The sequence below is a fragment of the Paraburkholderia sp. 22099 genome (assembly GCF_052045835.1).
In the GTDB taxonomy this organism is placed as follows: Bacteria; Pseudomonadota; Gammaproteobacteria; order Burkholderiales; family Burkholderiaceae; genus Paraburkholderia; species Paraburkholderia terricola.
Genome location: NZ_JBQEPU010000016.1, coordinates 25,850 through 39,412 on the forward strand (window position 1 = coordinate 25,850; position 13,563 = coordinate 39,412).

23 protein-coding genes are annotated in these 13,563 nt (G+C 58.6%); 22 read left to right on the forward strand and 1 reads right to left on the reverse strand.

Annotated elements, in window-relative coordinates; translation table 11 throughout:
• The first annotated feature begins 5 nt into the window (after positions 1-5).
• The 22 genes from rpmC to dsbD all read left to right on the forward strand — a co-directional run bounded on the left by rpmC (position 6) and on the right by dsbD (position 12,264).
• A complete protein-coding gene (gene rpmC, locus ACTJLC_RS16595; protein ID WP_007180130.1) occupies positions 6-200 on the forward strand; it encodes a 50S ribosomal protein L29 in 195 nt (64 codons plus the stop codon).
• Complete coding sequence (gene rpsQ, locus ACTJLC_RS16600) at positions 197-469, forward strand: 30S ribosomal protein S17 (protein ID WP_007180129.1); 273 nt, start codon at positions 197-199, stop codon at positions 467-469. Before rpmC ends, rpsQ begins: the two co-directional genes overlap by 4 nt.
• Before the next feature lie 290 nt (positions 470-759).
• Complete coding sequence (rplN, locus tag ACTJLC_RS16605; protein ID WP_006052212.1) at positions 760-1,128, forward strand: 50S ribosomal protein L14; 369 nt, start codon at positions 760-762, stop codon at positions 1,126-1,128.
• A gap of 9 nt (positions 1,129-1,137) precedes the next feature.
• Positions 1,138-1,446, forward strand: a complete 309-nt coding sequence (gene rplX / locus ACTJLC_RS16610) for a 50S ribosomal protein L24 (RefSeq protein WP_310133233.1) — start codon at positions 1,138-1,140, stop codon at positions 1,444-1,446.
• A 17-nt stretch (positions 1,447-1,463) separates the two neighbouring features.
• Entirely contained in the window at positions 1,464-2,003 is a 540-nt protein-coding gene (gene rplE / locus ACTJLC_RS16615; RefSeq protein ID WP_006052214.1) for a 50S ribosomal protein L5, read from the forward strand.
• Positions 2,004-2,010: 7 nt separating this feature from the next.
• A complete protein-coding gene (gene rpsN, locus ACTJLC_RS16620; protein WP_006052215.1) occupies positions 2,011-2,316 on the forward strand; it encodes a 30S ribosomal protein S14 in 306 nt (101 codons plus the stop codon).
• Between the two features lie 14 nt (positions 2,317-2,330).
• Entirely contained in the window at positions 2,331-2,726 is a 396-nt protein-coding gene (rpsH, locus tag ACTJLC_RS16625; protein WP_006052216.1) for a 30S ribosomal protein S8, read from the forward strand.
• Between the two features lie 18 nt (positions 2,727-2,744).
• Positions 2,745-3,275: a 50S ribosomal protein L6 gene (rplF, locus tag ACTJLC_RS16630; protein ID WP_073431855.1), complete on the forward strand. Its 531-nt coding sequence runs from the start codon at positions 2,745-2,747 to the stop codon at positions 3,273-3,275.
• A 12-nt stretch (positions 3,276-3,287) separates the two neighbouring features.
• Positions 3,288-3,653 (forward strand): 50S ribosomal protein L18, encoded by a 366-nt coding sequence (gene rplR / locus ACTJLC_RS16635; protein ID WP_006052218.1) that lies wholly within the window; start codon positions 3,288-3,290, stop codon positions 3,651-3,653.
• A gap of 14 nt (positions 3,654-3,667) precedes the next feature.
• Positions 3,668-4,186 carry a 30S ribosomal protein S5 gene (rpsE, locus tag ACTJLC_RS16640; protein WP_006052219.1) on the forward strand — a complete coding sequence of 173 codons (519 nt, stop codon included), beginning with the start codon at positions 3,668-3,670 and terminating at the stop codon, positions 4,184-4,186.
• 10 nt (positions 4,187-4,196) lie between these two features.
• Positions 4,197-4,379, forward strand: coding sequence for a 50S ribosomal protein L30 (gene rpmD, locus ACTJLC_RS16645; RefSeq protein WP_073431862.1), 183 nt, complete (start codon positions 4,197-4,199; stop codon positions 4,377-4,379).
• A gap of 29 nt (positions 4,380-4,408) precedes the next feature.
• Positions 4,409-4,843 carry a 50S ribosomal protein L15 gene (rplO, locus tag ACTJLC_RS16650; RefSeq protein ID WP_073431854.1) on the forward strand — a complete coding sequence of 145 codons (435 nt, stop codon included), beginning with the start codon at positions 4,409-4,411 and terminating at the stop codon, positions 4,841-4,843.
• Between the two features lie 46 nt (positions 4,844-4,889).
• Positions 4,890-6,236 (forward strand): preprotein translocase subunit SecY, encoded by a 1,347-nt coding sequence (gene secY, locus ACTJLC_RS16655; protein WP_073431853.1) that lies wholly within the window; start codon positions 4,890-4,892, stop codon positions 6,234-6,236.
• An 8-nt stretch (positions 6,237-6,244) separates the two neighbouring features.
• Complete coding sequence (gene infA / locus ACTJLC_RS16660; RefSeq protein ID WP_004521905.1) at positions 6,245-6,463, forward strand: translation initiation factor IF-1; 219 nt, start codon at positions 6,245-6,247, stop codon at positions 6,461-6,463.
• Between the two features lie 20 nt (positions 6,464-6,483).
• On the forward strand, positions 6,484-6,600 hold the full coding sequence (gene rpmJ / locus ACTJLC_RS16665) for a 50S ribosomal protein L36 (RefSeq protein ID WP_004199844.1): 117 nt from the start codon (positions 6,484-6,486) through the stop codon (positions 6,598-6,600).
• Between the two features lie 41 nt (positions 6,601-6,641).
• A complete protein-coding gene (rpsM, locus tag ACTJLC_RS16670; protein ID WP_006052223.1) occupies positions 6,642-7,007 on the forward strand; it encodes a 30S ribosomal protein S13 in 366 nt (121 codons plus the stop codon).
• A 28-nt stretch (positions 7,008-7,035) separates the two neighbouring features.
• The gene (gene rpsK, locus ACTJLC_RS16675; protein ID WP_006052224.1) at positions 7,036-7,440 is read left to right on the forward strand and encodes a 30S ribosomal protein S11; all 405 of its coding nucleotides are present in this window, start codon (positions 7,036-7,038) and stop codon (positions 7,438-7,440) included.
• 157 nt (positions 7,441-7,597) lie between these two features.
• Positions 7,598-8,221 carry a 30S ribosomal protein S4 gene (rpsD, locus tag ACTJLC_RS16680; protein WP_007180123.1) on the forward strand — a complete coding sequence of 208 codons (624 nt, stop codon included), beginning with the start codon at positions 7,598-7,600 and terminating at the stop codon, positions 8,219-8,221.
• 124 nt (positions 8,222-8,345) lie between these two features.
• The gene (locus ACTJLC_RS16685) at positions 8,346-9,323 is read left to right on the forward strand and encodes a DNA-directed RNA polymerase subunit alpha (RefSeq protein WP_006052226.1); all 978 of its coding nucleotides are present in this window, start codon (positions 8,346-8,348) and stop codon (positions 9,321-9,323) included.
• 168 nt (positions 9,324-9,491) lie between these two features.
• Positions 9,492-9,884 (forward strand): 50S ribosomal protein L17, encoded by a 393-nt coding sequence (gene rplQ, locus ACTJLC_RS16690; protein WP_008923330.1) that lies wholly within the window; start codon positions 9,492-9,494, stop codon positions 9,882-9,884.
• 183 nt (positions 9,885-10,067) lie between these two features.
• The gene (gene cutA / locus ACTJLC_RS16695; RefSeq protein ID WP_114163585.1) at positions 10,068-10,400 is read left to right on the forward strand and encodes a divalent-cation tolerance protein CutA; all 333 of its coding nucleotides are present in this window, start codon (positions 10,068-10,070) and stop codon (positions 10,398-10,400) included.
• Positions 10,393-12,264 carry a protein-disulfide reductase DsbD gene (gene dsbD / locus ACTJLC_RS16700; protein ID WP_440844599.1) on the forward strand — a complete coding sequence of 624 codons (1,872 nt, stop codon included), beginning with the start codon at positions 10,393-10,395 and terminating at the stop codon, positions 12,262-12,264. The genes cutA and dsbD overlap by 8 nt, the downstream gene beginning before the upstream one ends.
• 126 nt (positions 12,265-12,390) lie before the next feature.
• Here the strand turns inward: dsbD and hemB are convergent, their stop codons facing one another.
• Positions 12,391-13,389, reverse strand: coding sequence for a porphobilinogen synthase (hemB, locus tag ACTJLC_RS16705; protein WP_114163228.1), 999 nt, complete (start codon positions 13,387-13,389; stop codon positions 12,391-12,393).
• Positions 13,390-13,563 lie beyond the last annotated feature (174 nt).

Genomic DNA, 13,563 nt, shown 5'->3' on the forward strand with positions numbered 1-13,563 from the left:
AAATGATGAAGGCTTCCGAACTTCACCAGAAAGATCAGGCCGCGCTCAACAAGGAGCTGTCGGACCTGTTGAAGGCGCAATTCGGCCTGCGCATGCAACTCGCGACCCAGCAGCTCACGAATACGAGCCAGCTGAAGAAAGTTCGTCGCGACATCGCACGTGTGCGGACCGTCCTGACTGAGAAGGCGAACCAGAAATGAACGATAGCGTAAAAACCTCGCTCAAGCGGACGCTGGTCGGCAAGGTCGTCAGCAACAAGATGGACAAGACGGTCACCGTGCTGGTTGAGCACCGCGTGAAGCATCCGATCTACGGCAAGTATGTTGTGCGTTCGAAGAAATACCACGCGCACGACGATGCGAACACGTACAACGAGGGCGATCTCGTTGAAATCCAGGAAACGCGTCCGATTTCGAAGACGAAAGCTTGGGTTGTGGCTCGCTTGGTCGAGGCTGCTCGCGTCATCTGACGCCGCAAAGTTGTAGAAGTAATTGAAATCGCAGTAGGTTTCGCTTGCAAGACCAAGATTATTTGATATAATCTTGGTCTTCCCTCTTTTATGGGAGCCCCGTCGCGGGCGAAGTTGGTGGGGGAAGCGGGTCGGGCGCCAGCCTGTTCCGAAGGATTCACCGGATTGCGATGGCGGGTTTCGTTTGCCGTCGCTGCTGTTCTAACCCAAGCAGCCGATTGGCTGACGGGACCAAGACTGACCGGGTACGCCATGGTGGTGTGGCCGGATTAAGTTGGGAAAGATAAACCATGATCCAGACCGAAACTCGGCTTGAAGTGGCCGACAACACGGGTGCGCGTGAAGTCATGTGCATCAAGGTGCTCGGCGGCTCGAAGCGTCGTTATGCCAGCATTGGCGACATCATCAAGGTGACCGTCAAAGAAGCAACGCCGCGCGGGCGCGTGAAGAAAGGCGAAATTTATAACGCCGTGGTGGTTCGCACCGCCAAGGGCGTGCGCCGTCAGGACGGTTCGCTGATCAAGTTCGACGGCAACGCCGCAGTGTTGTTGAATGCCAAGCTCGAACCTATTGGCACCCGTATTTTCGGGCCTGTCACGCGCGAGTTGCGCAGCGAACGATTCATGAAGATCGTTTCGTTGGCACCTGAAGTGCTGTAAGGAGTCGCGATGAACAAGATTCGCAAGGGTGACGAAGTTATCGTCACCACCGGCAAAGATAAGGGCAAGCGCGGCATTGTGCTGTCCGTTGGCGAAGGCAAAGTGATTGTCGAGGGCATCAACCTCGTCAAGAAACACGTCAAGCCGAACCCGATGAAGGGTACGACGGGCGGTGTGGAAGCCAAGACGATGCCGCTGCAAATTTCGAACGTCGCATTGGTCGACGCGAATGGCAAGGCATCGCGTGTAGGCATCAAGGTCGAGGGAGACAAGAAAGTCCGTTTCCTTAAGACGACCGGTGTCGAGCTGAGCGCCTGACGCTGCGGAGTAAAAAAATGGCTCGTTTGCAAGAGTTTTACAAAGAAAAGGTTGTACCCGGCCTCATCGAGAAGTTCGGTTACAAGTCCGTGATGGAAGTGCCGCGCATCACCAAGATCACCCTCAACATGGGTCTTGGCGAAGCGGTTGCTGACAAGAAGATCATCGAAAACGCCGTTGGCGACCTGACGAAGATCGCAGGCCAGAAGCCGGTGATTACGAAGGCACGCAAGGCAATCGCTGGCTTCAAGATCCGTCAAGGCTATCCGATCGGTGCAATGGTCACGTTGCGTGGTCAGGCAATGTACGAATTTCTGGACCGTTTCGTGACGGTTGCGCTCCCCCGTGTGCGCGACTTCCGTGGCGTGTCGGGTCGTGCATTCGACGGTCGCGGCAACTACAACATCGGTGTGAAAGAGCAGATCATTTTCCCCGAAATCGACTACGACAAGATCGACGCACTCCGTGGGCTGAACATCAGCATCACGACGACTGCGAAGACCGACGACGAAGCAAAGGCTCTGCTCGCCAGCTTCAAGTTCCCGTTCAGAAACTGAGGTTACCGTGGCTAAACTGGCACTGATCGAACGTGAAAAGAAGCGTGCTCGCCTCGCTGCTAAGTACGCTCCCAAGCGTGCGGAGTTGAAGGCGATCATTGGCGATATGAGCAAGTCGGACGAAGAGCACTACGCAGCACGTCTGGAACTGCAACAACTGCCGCGCAACTCTAATCCGACCCGTAAGCGCAACCGTTGCGCAATTACTGGTCGCCCGCGCGGCACGTTCCGTAAATTCGGGCTGGCGCGCAACAAGATTCGCGAAATCGCGTTCCGCGGCGAGATCCCTGGCCTGACCAAGGCGAGCTGGTAATAGGAGAAACATAAATGAGCATGAGTGATCCTATCGCCGATATGCTGACTCGCATCCGCAACGCGCAGATGGTTGAGAAAGTTTCGGTGACAATGCCCTCGTCGAAAGTCAAGGTTGCCATTGCGCAGGTCCTGAAGGACGAAGGTTATATCGATGATTTCGCAGTGAAGTCCGAAGGTGCGAAGTCTGAATTGAACATCGTGTTGAAGTACTACGCCGGCCGTCCGGTCATCGAGCGCATTGAACGCGTCTCGAAGCCCGGTCTGCGTGTGTACCGCGGCCGTAACGACATCCCCGTGGTCATGAATGGCCTCGGCGTGGCAATAGTGTCGACGCCGAAGGGCGTGATGACGGACCGCAAGGCGCGTGCAACGGGCGTTGGCGGCGAAGTCATCTGCTACGTCGCTTAAGGCCGAAAGGAGAGAAACATGTCTCGAGTAGGTAAAAGCCCGATCGCGCTGGAAGGCGCAGAGGTGGCCCTGAGCGACGATCGCATTACCGTCAAGGGCCCATTGGGTACGATTACGCAGGCAGCAAACCGCCTCGTGAAAGTGGTGAACGACAATGGCACGCTGAAGATCGAGCCGGTGGACGAGAGCCGCGAAGCGAATGCGATGTCGGGCACGATGCGCGCATTGATTGCGAACATGGTGAACGGCGTGACGAAGGGTTTCGAGCGCAAGCTGACGCTGGTTGGCGTTGGTTACCGCGCACAAGCGCAAGGCGACAAGTTGAACCTGTCGCTGGGTTTCTCGCACCCCGTGGTGCACCAGATGCCGGAAGGCGTCAAGGCTGAAACCCCGTCGCAAACCGAAATCGTGATCAAGGGGATCAATAAGCAACAAGTTGGCCAGGTCGCTGCAGAAGTGCGCGGCTATCGCCCGCCGGAGCCCTACAAGGGCAAGGGTGTGCGTTACGCCAATGAGGTTGTGATCCTCAAAGAAACGAAGAAGAAGTAAGGGTGCGCAATCATGGATAAGACTCAATCTCGCCTGCGCCGCGCTCGTCAGACGCGTATCAAGATCGCTGAGCTGCAGGTCGCGCGTCTCGCCGTGCATCGCACGAACACGCACATCTATGCGCAAGTGTTCTCGCCGTGCGGCACCAAGGTGCTCGCCAGCGCGTCGACGCTCGAAGCCGAAGTGCGTGCGCAACTGGCTGATCAGACGGGCAAAGGCGGCAACGTTGCTGCTGCGACTCTGATCGGGAAGCGCATCGCAGAAAAGGCTAAGGCTGCCGGCATCGAATCCGTCGCCTTCGACCGTTCGGGTTTCCGTTACCACGGCCGCGTGAAAGCGCTGGCTGATGCGGCGCGCGAAGCCGGACTCAAGTTCTAAGGGAAGAATTCGTCATGGCAAAGATGCAAGCGAAAGTTCAGGCTGACGAACGCGACGACGGCCTTCGTGAAAAGATGATTTCGGTCAACCGCGTGACCAAGGTCGTGAAGGGTGGCCGGATTCTCGGTTTCGCCGCGCTGACCGTGGTTGGCGACGGTGATGGCCGCGTCGGTATGGGCAAGGGCAAGGCGAAGGAAGTGCCGGTCGCTGTTCAGAAGGCGATGGAACAAGCTCGCCGCAACATGTTCAAGGTGCCGCTGAAGAACGGTACCCTGCAGCACGAAGTGCACGGTAAGCACGGCGCATCGATGGTCCTCCTCGCTCCGGCGAAGGACGGTACCGGTGTGATCGCCGGTGGTCCGATGCGCGCAGTGTTCGACGTGATGGGCGTGCAGAACGTTGTGGCCAAGAGCCACGGTTCGACGAACCCGTACAACCTCGTTCGCGCAACGCTCGACGGTCTGCGCAAGCAGTCCACGCCGGGCGACATCGCGGCGAAGCGCGGCAAGTCCGTCGAAGATATTCTGGGCTAAGGTGGACACCATGTCTGATAAAACTGTCAAGGTCCAGCTCGTCAAGAGCCTGATCGGCACCCGTGAAACGCACCGTGCTACGGTGCGTGGCTTGGGCCTGCGCCGACTCAACTCGATCAGCGAGTTGCAGGACACGCCGGCTGTGCGCGGCATGATCAACAAGGTTTCGTACCTCGTTAAGGTCATCAGCTAAGCGGCTGACCAGGACTCAAGGAGTTGATAATGGAATTGAATAACCTGAAGCCGGCTGAAGGCTCGAAGCACGCTAAGCGTCGCGTCGGTCGCGGTATCGGCTCTGGTCTGGGCAAGACTGCCGGCCGTGGTCACAAGGGCCAGAAGTCGCGTTCGGGCGGCTTTCACAAGGTTGGCTTCGAAGGCGGTCAAATGCCGCTGCAACGTCGCCTGCCGAAGCGGGGCTTCACCTCGCTGACGAAGGAATTCGTCGGTGAAGTGCGTCTCTCGGATCTGGAAAAGCTGCCGGTCGACGAAATCGATCTGTTGGCTCTGAAGCAAGCCGGTCTGCTCGGCGAACTCATCACGAGCGCCAAGATCATTGCGACGGGCGAACTGAAGCGCAAGGTCGTTGTGAAGGGCCTGGGTGCGACGAAGGGTGCGCGCGCTGCTATTGAAGCAGTCGGTGGCTCTTTTGCCGAGTAACGCGCAAGTTATTTGCCGTCACTAGCATTTGCATCGGAGAAGGTACTTGGCTAACAGCCCGAGTCTCGCAAAACCCGGTCGCGGCGCGGCGAAGTTTGGCGATCTGCGTCGGCGAGCAGTGTTTCTGCTGCTGGCGCTGATCGTCTACCGTATCGGCGCGCACGTTCCGGTGCCGGGTATTGACCCGGACCAACTGGCAAAGTTGTTCCAAAGTCAGTCGGGCGGCATCCTTGGCATGTTCAACATGTTCTCGGGTGGCGCACTTTCGCGGTTCACGATTTTCGCGTTGGGGATCATGCCTTATATTTCGGCATCGATCATCATGCAGTTGCTGGCGATTGTCTCGCCGCAGCTCGAGGCGCTGAAGAAAGAGGGGCAGGCGGGACAGCGGAAGATCACGCAGTACACACGTATCTTCACGGTCCTGCTGGCGACGTTCCAGGCATTCGGCATTGCCGTCGCACTGGAAAATCAGCCGGCCTTAGTGATCGATCCGGGGATGGTATTTCGGTTGACGACGGTCGTGACGCTGGTCACCGGCACGATGTTCCTGATGTGGCTCGGTGAGCAGATCACGGAGCGTGGGCTTGGCAACGGTATCTCGATCATCATTTTTGGCGGTATTGCGGCGGGTTTCCCGAATGCAATCGGGGGTCTTTTCGAACTGGTGCGAACCGGCTCGATGAGCATCATTTCGGCGATCATCGTCGTCGTGCTGATCGCTGCTGTGACGTATCTGGTGGTGTTTATCGAACGCGGCCAGCGCAAGATTCTTGTGAATTACGCGAAGCGGCAGGTCGGTAACAAGATTTACGGCGGACAGTCTTCGCATCTGCCGCTGAAGCTGAACATGTCGGGTGTGATTCCGCCGATCTTTGCATCGTCGATCATTCTCTTTCCGGCAACCATCCTGAACTGGTTTAGTTCGGGGTCGCGTACCGGCTGGTTCGCAGACACGTTGCACAACGTGGCCGAAGCCCTCAAGCCAGGCCAGCCCGTGTACGTGTTGTTGTACGCGTTGGCGATCGTTTTCTTCTGTTTTTTCTACACAGCGTTGGTGTTCAACAGCAGGGAAACGGCCGACAACCTGAAAAAGAGTGGCGCTTTCGTTCCAGGCATCCGCCCGGGCGATCAAACGGCGCGATATATCGACCGCATCCTCACGCGTCTGACGCTGGCCGGTGCGATCTACATCGTGTTTGTTTGTCTGCTGCCCGAGTTTCTGGTGCTGCGCTGGAACGTGCCGTTTTATTTTGGTGGAACGTCGCTGCTGATCATTGTCGTCGTCACAATGGACTTCATGGCGCAGGTGCAGTCGTACGTTATGTCGCAACAGTATGAATCGCTGCTGAAGAAAGCTAATTTCAAAGGCGGCGGCGTCCCGATGCGTTGAAAGGACTTATGGCCAAAGACGATGTTATCCAGATGCAGGGTGAAGTCATCGAAAACCTGCCTAACGCTACCTTTAGGGTGAAGCTGGAAAACGGCCATGTCGTATTGGGACACATATCCGGGAAGATGCGGATGCACTACATCCGAATCTTGCCGGGCGACAAGGTGACGGTTGAATTGACGCCTTACGATCTGTCGCGTGCGCGGATCGTGTTCCGGGCGAAGTGATTTGAAAAAAGGGTAATATCATGAAAGTGATGGCATCGGTTAAGCGCATTTGCCGCAATTGCAAGATCATCAAGCGCAAAGGCGTTGTGCGCGTGATTTGCAGCTCTGATCCGCGCCACAAACAGCGTCAAGGCTGAACGCCGCGCTTTTGCTTGCGCTTTTTGTTTGAGGAAAAACAATGGCTCGTATCGCAGGGGTTAACATCCCGAATCACCAGCATACCGAAATCGGCCTGACGGCAATTTACGGTATCGGCCGCACGCGCTCGCGCGACATTTGCGTCGCTGCTGGTGTGGCATTTTCGAAGAAGGTCAAAGACCTGAACGACGCAGACCTCGAAAAGCTGCGTGAAGAAGTCGGCAAGTTCATCGTTGAAGGCGATCTGCGCCGTGAAACGACGATGAACATCAAGCGCCTGATGGATCTCGGCTGCTACCGTGGCGTGCGGCATCGTAAGGGCTTGCCCCTGCGCGGCCAACGTACGCGTACGAATGCCCGTACGCGCAAGGGTCCGCGTCGTGCAGCGCAATCGCTGAAGAAGTAAGCGGAACTGACAGTTACAGGAAAACGTAATGGCTAAGGCTTCGAACAACTCCGCGGCGCAACGCGTTCGCAAGAAGGTCAAGAAGAACGTCGCCGAGGGCGTGGTTCACGTTCACGCGTCGTTCAACAACACCATCATCACGATCACCGATCGTCAAGGCAATGCACTTGCTTGGGCAACGTCGGGTGGTCAGGGCTTCAAGGGTTCGCGTAAATCGACCCCGTTTGCAGCTCAGGTGGCGGCCGAATCGGCTGGCCGCGTGGCGATGGAATACGGCGTGAAGAACCTCGAAGTGCGGATCAAGGGCCCCGGTCCTGGCCGTGAGTCGGCGGTGCGCGCATTGCATGGTCTTGGCATCAAGATCACAGCGATCTCCGACGTGACCCCGGTCCCGCACAACGGCTGCCGTCCGCCGAAGCGTCGTCGTATCTAAGACGCTGTTTTCGCTAGCGCCTGTCGCCGCCGCGCTTGTAAGCCGGCGACCACAGGCCGCTTGCGCTATTAAATTGACTAAGCCCACCGTTCGACCCAAAGGGCTCGGACTAGCGTGAGTGCATGCATTCACGTGATCAATCATAGAAGGAATCAACGTGGCACGTTATATCGGCCCTAAGGCCAAGCTCTCCCGCCGTGAAGGCACTGACCTTTTCCTGAAGAGCGCCCGTCGTTCACTCGCTGACAAGTGCAAGCTTGACAGCAAGCCTGGCCAACATGGCCGCACCTCGGGTGCACGTACGTCCGACTACGGCACGCAACTGCGCGAAAAGCAAAAAGTGAAGCGCATCTACGGTGTCCTCGAGCGTCAATTCCGTCGTTACTTCGCCGAAGCAGACCGCCTGAAGGGCAACACGGGCGAAAACCTGCTGCAATTGCTTGAATCGCGTCTCGACAACGTCGTGTATCGCATGGGTTTCGGCTCGACGCGCGCTGAAGCGCGTCAGCTCGTGAGCCACAAGGCGATCACGGTGAACGGCGTCGTGTCGAACATTCCGTCGATGCAAGTGAAGGCAGGCGATGTTGTAGCGGTGCGCGAACAGAAGAAGAAGCAAGCCCGTATTCTCGAAGCGCTGTCGCTCGCTGAGCAAGGCGGTCTGCCGAGCTGGGTCGCTGTTGATTCGAAGAAGTTCGAAGGCACGTTCAAGCAGAAGCCGGAACGCAGCGACATCGCTGGCGATATCAACGAAAGCCTGATCGTCGAATTGTATTCGCGGTAATCGGATTAACGGCCGGGGCACCCCGATTGCGTTGCGCAAGGGGGCGTCTCGGCTGTTTATTTTCAGGTTGTTACCGGTCAGCCTTATCGGTGTAACGAGCCGAGGGTATTGAAAAGGAAAACCTATGCAAACCAGTTTGTTGAAGCCCAAGATCATCGCAGTTGAATCGCTTGGCGAAAGCCACGCGAAAGTGGTCATGGAACCGTTTGAACGCGGTTACGGCCACACCTTGGGTAACGCGCTTCGGCGCGTATTGCTGTCGTCGATGATCGGCTACGCGCCGACCGAAGTGACGATCGCAGGCGTCGTACATGAGTATTCGACGCTCGACGGTGTGCAAGAGGATGTGGTCAACCTGTTGTTGAACCTGAAGGGTGTGGTCTTCAAGCTGCATAACCGTGACGAAGTGACGGTTACGCTGCGCAAGGAAGGTGAAGGCGTTGTCACCGCGGGCGACATTGAACTTGCGCACGATTGCGAAGTGATCAACCCGGATCATGTGATTGCGCACCTGTCGAAGGGCGGCAAGCTCGACGTGCAGATCAAGGTTGAAAAAGGCCGCGGCTACGTGCCGGGCAATGTGCGTCGTTACGGCGAAGAATCGGCCAAGATCATCGGCCGCATCGTGCTGGACGCGTCGTTCTCGCCCGTTCGCCGCGTGAGCTACGCCGTTGAAAGCGCGCGTGTCGAACAACGTACCGACCTCGACAAGCTCGTGATGAACATCGAGACCAACGGTGTGATCTCGCCGGAAGAAGCAATCCGTCAATCGGCGCGTATTCTGGTCGACCAACTGTCGGTATTCGCCGCACTGGAAGGTACCGAAGCTACGGCAGAAGCACCGTCGCGCGCGCCGCAGATCGACCCGATCCTGCTGCGTCCGGTTGATGATCTCGAACTGACGGTTCGTTCCGCGAACTGCCTGAAGGCCGAGAACATCTACTACATCGGCGACTTGATCCAGCGCACTGAAAACGAGCTGCTCAAGACGCCGAACCTGGGCCGCAAGTCGCTGAACGAAATCAAGGAAGTATTGGCGTCGCGTGGTTTGACGCTCGGCATGAAACTCGAGAACTGGCCGCCGGCTGGTCTGGACAAGTAATCCCGGGACCTGAACCCGCCGCTGCACTGGCAAAGACGCGGATTTTCCTTTAAAATCCGCGTCTTGTCTTTTTTCACTACCGGCCCGTGCACTCGCCGCCTCAGGGGAAACCGAGGAGCCGAGCGTGATAGAAGAGCTGGAACAAAACTCTGAATCAAAGGAATTAACATGCGTCACCGTCATGGTCTGCGGAAACTGAACCGCACGAGCAGCCACCGTCTGGCAATGCTCCGTAACATGTCCAACTCGCTGATTGAGCACGAAGTCATCAAGACCACGCTGCCGAAGGCGAAAGAACTCCGTAAGGTCGTCGAGCCGCTGATCACGCTCGGCAAGAAGCCGTCACTGGCAAATCGTCGTCTGGCGTTCAACCGCCTGCGCGATCGTGACTCGGTCACGAAGCTGTTCGAAGTGCTTGGCCCGCGTTACGCCACCCGTCCGGGCGGCTACCTGCGCGTGCTGAAGTTCGGTTTCCGCGTTGGCGACAACGCACCGATGGCACTGGTCGAATTGCTCGACCGTCCGGAAGTCGAAGAAACTGAAGTGCAGGAAGCTGAGTAAGCTTTTTAGCACCCGAAGAAAAAGCCAGGCAGCACGCCTGGCTTTTTTGTTGGCGGGAAGAAAGCCCACGTGGCACAAATCCTTGGCGGCCAAATGCCGCAAGCTCGCCGCAGGCATCTCCGCGGTCGCGCGAAGCTAGGTGATACGATACTGACAGCTGATCGTGCCCGGCCGGAGCCCTCTGTGAACGTGAATGTGACCTTGATTCTGACGACGGTACCCGACGCGGACGTTGCCCAGAAGCTGGCGACGGACGCGTTAGCTGCGCGGCTATGCGCGTGCGTCTCTCAACTGGGCGTTGTTCAGTCCAGCTACCACTGGCAGGGCGCGATCGAAACGGCGCAGGAAATCCAGTTGCTGTTCAAGACAAGCGCCGCGCGGGCGCCAGAACTCGAACAATACATTCAGGCGAACCACCCCTACGACACGCCGGAAATCCTTTCGTGGCAAGCGACGGCATCATCCGTCTACGGCCAGTGGATCACTGCCGAAACCCAACGTCCTCTCCATGTTTAACGGTCTCGACCGCCGCGCGCTTTATGTGCTGCGCATAGCCTTTTTCCTGTTCGGCTGCCTCTTCGCCGGGTCGTTCGGCAGCGTTGCCCGCGCTGCGGACGATTTCCTCGACCCCGCGGTCGCCTTCAAATTCAGCGCCAGCGAAAAACCCGGCGAAGTCATCGTCACGTACAAGATCGCGGACGGCTACTACATGTACCGTGAGCGCTTTGCGTTCGCGCCTCGCAACGGCGCCGCAATTATCGGCGAGCCGCAGTTACCGGCCGGCCACATCAAGTTCGATCAGACTTTCAACAAAGACGTCGAAACGTATCGCAACGAGCTGACGATCCGCATTCCTGTGAAGCAGGCGGCGGGACAATTCGATCTGGTGGTGACGTCGCAGGGCTGCGCCGACGCCGGCATCTGCTATCCGCCGATGGACCGGGTGTACCGTGTCAGCGGCGAGGCGCTGCAACCGGCCGGCAACGCGGCGGCAGGCGCTTCGACGCAACCCACCCCGGCCGCCGGTGCGTCGTGGTATGAGCGGGCTACCAGCGCCGACTATGCGCGGTCGCTGTTGCAAGGTGGTGGTTTCTTCGCGATCGTCGGGCTTTTTTTCGTGGCCGGCGCCGTACTAAGCCTGCTGCCGTGCTCGTATCCGATGATTCCGATTCTGTCGGCGATCATCATCGGTGAAGGGGCGCGAGTGACGCGTGCGCGCGGGTTTGCGTTGTCGCTGGCTTACGTGATCGGCATGGCGCTCGTATATACGGCGCTCGGCATCGCGGCCGCGCTGGTGGGGCAAAGCCTCGGCGCGTGGCTGCAGAACCCTTGGGTGCTGGGCGCGTTCGGAATACTGCTGACGCTTTTCGCGCTGACGCTGATCGCAGGATTCGACATCGCCTTGCCGCGCCGTTGGCAAGAAGGCGTTTCGCAGGCGTCGGCGGGGCGCTCTGGCGGAAAATTCGCGGCGGTAGCCTTGATGGGTGCGCTGTCCGCGCTGGTGGTCGGCGCCTGCATGACCGCGCCGCTCTTCGCCGTGCTGGCGTTCATTGCGCACACCGGCGATGCGGTGCTTGGCGGCGCGGCGCTATTCTCGATGGGGCTCGGCCTTGGCGTGCCGCTTCTGATCATCGGTCTCGGTGCCGGCACGTTGCTGCCGCGCGCAGGCTCATGGATGGACGGGGTCAAGGTGTTCTTCGGCGTCGTGCTGCTTGCCGCAGCGCTGTGGATCGTCTGGCCGGTGCTCGGCGCGGCCGCGACGATGCTGTTGAGCGCGCTCTGGCTGCTCGTCGCCGCAGCATCGCTCGGTCTGTTCTCGGCCCCGGCCGTTGGCTCCTCAATATGGCGCCGGCTGAGCCGAGGGCTTGGCGCTGCGTTTGCGGTCTGGGCGGTGGCACTGCTGGTTGGCCTTGCCGCAGGCTCGTCCGATCCGCTGAAGCCGCTTGCGGTGCTGGCGGCGCGCGGCGGCGAGGCGGGTTTGGCCAATACGTCCAACGCGCTGGATACGCGGGCGCAAAGCGATCTCACGTTCGCCCCGGTGCGTTCGTCGAGCGAACTCGATCTGGCCATCAAAACGGCTGTGCAGCCCGCCATGCTCGATTTTTACGCGGACTGGTGTGTGAGCTGCAAGGAGATGGAGAAATTCACTTTCAGTGACCCGCGCGTCCGGGCGAAGCTTAAGCAACTGACCCTGCTGCGCGCCGACGTCACGGCGAATAACGCCGACGATCAGGCGCTGCTCAAGCGATTCGGCCTTTTCGGGCCGCCAGGCATCATTTTCTTCGACAAGGGCGGTAAGGAAGTACTGCGCGTCGTCGGTTACGAATCAGCGGACAAGTTTTTACGCAGCCTTGATCGCGCAACCCCGCCCGGTGTGTAGCCTCACACAGGTTTTCGATACGCGCAAAGTATGCGAAAAAAAAGGAGGCGGGACTAAAAAGTCCGCCTCCTTTTTCACCCCTCGTCAGCGCAGCAGCGTCGTCGCCCGCTAACGAAAGCCGTCAAATCATTTCTGCGAGCGCAAAATTCGCGCGGCATCCAGCGCGAAATACGTCAGCACGCCATCAGCGCCGGCCCGCTTGAACGCCAGCAGCGATTCCATCATCGCCTTGTCGTGATCGAGCCAGCCGTTCTGCGCGGCCGCCTTCAACATCGCGTATTCGCCGCTCACCTGATAAACGTAAGTGGGGAACTGGAATTCGTCCTTCACGCGACGCACGATGTCCAGATACGGCATGCCAGGCTTGACCATCACCATATCGGCGCCTTCGTTGATGTCCGCTTGCACTTCACGCAGCGCTTCATTCGAGTTGGCCGGGTCCATCTGGTAGGTCATCTTGTTGCTCTTGCCCAGATTCGTCGCGGAACCGACGGCATCGCGGAACGGCCCGTAAAACGCCGACGCAAATTTGGCCGCATAAGCCATGATGCGTGTGTGGACAAACTCCTCGCTCTCGAGCATTTCGCGAATCGCGCCGATGCGGCCGTCCATCATGTCCGAGGGCGCGACGATATCGACGCCTGCTTCAGCCTGCGCACGGGCCTGCTCGATGAGAATCTCGACAGTTTCGTCGTTCATCACGTAACCGGCTTCATCGAGCACGCCGTCCTGGCCGTGGCTCGTATACGGGTCGAGCGCGACGTCGGTCAGCACGCCCAGCTCGGGGAAACTCTTTTTGAGTTCGCGAACGGCGCGCGGAATGAGGCCGGCCGGATTGGCTGCTTCGCGGCCATCAGGCGTTTTCAGGGACGGCTCGATTGCCGGAAACAGCGACAGTACGGGCACGCCCAGCTCAACGCATTGCTCGGCCACGCCCATCAGCAGATCGACCGACACGCGCTCGACGCCCGGCATCGACCCTACGGCTTGCCGTACATTCGTGCCTTCGACGACGAACACCGGATAGATCAGATCATTCGTGGTGAGGATGTTTTCCCGCATCAGACGGCGCGAGAAGTCGTCACGGCGCATGCGGCGCGGACGGTAGTGCGGGTAGAAGCTCATATCGAATCGAAGATGATGGATGTGGAGAGTGGACAAGTACGTCTGCGTCTGCTCCCGAAACTTTTCGAGACAATGGTATATCATACCGATCGAGCAAGGCGCCTTGCGCTGACCTCCCCGCTTCTCCTCCCTGAGCGGGTGCCTGTCGTTTTTTCGATTAGGCTGTTTGACCCG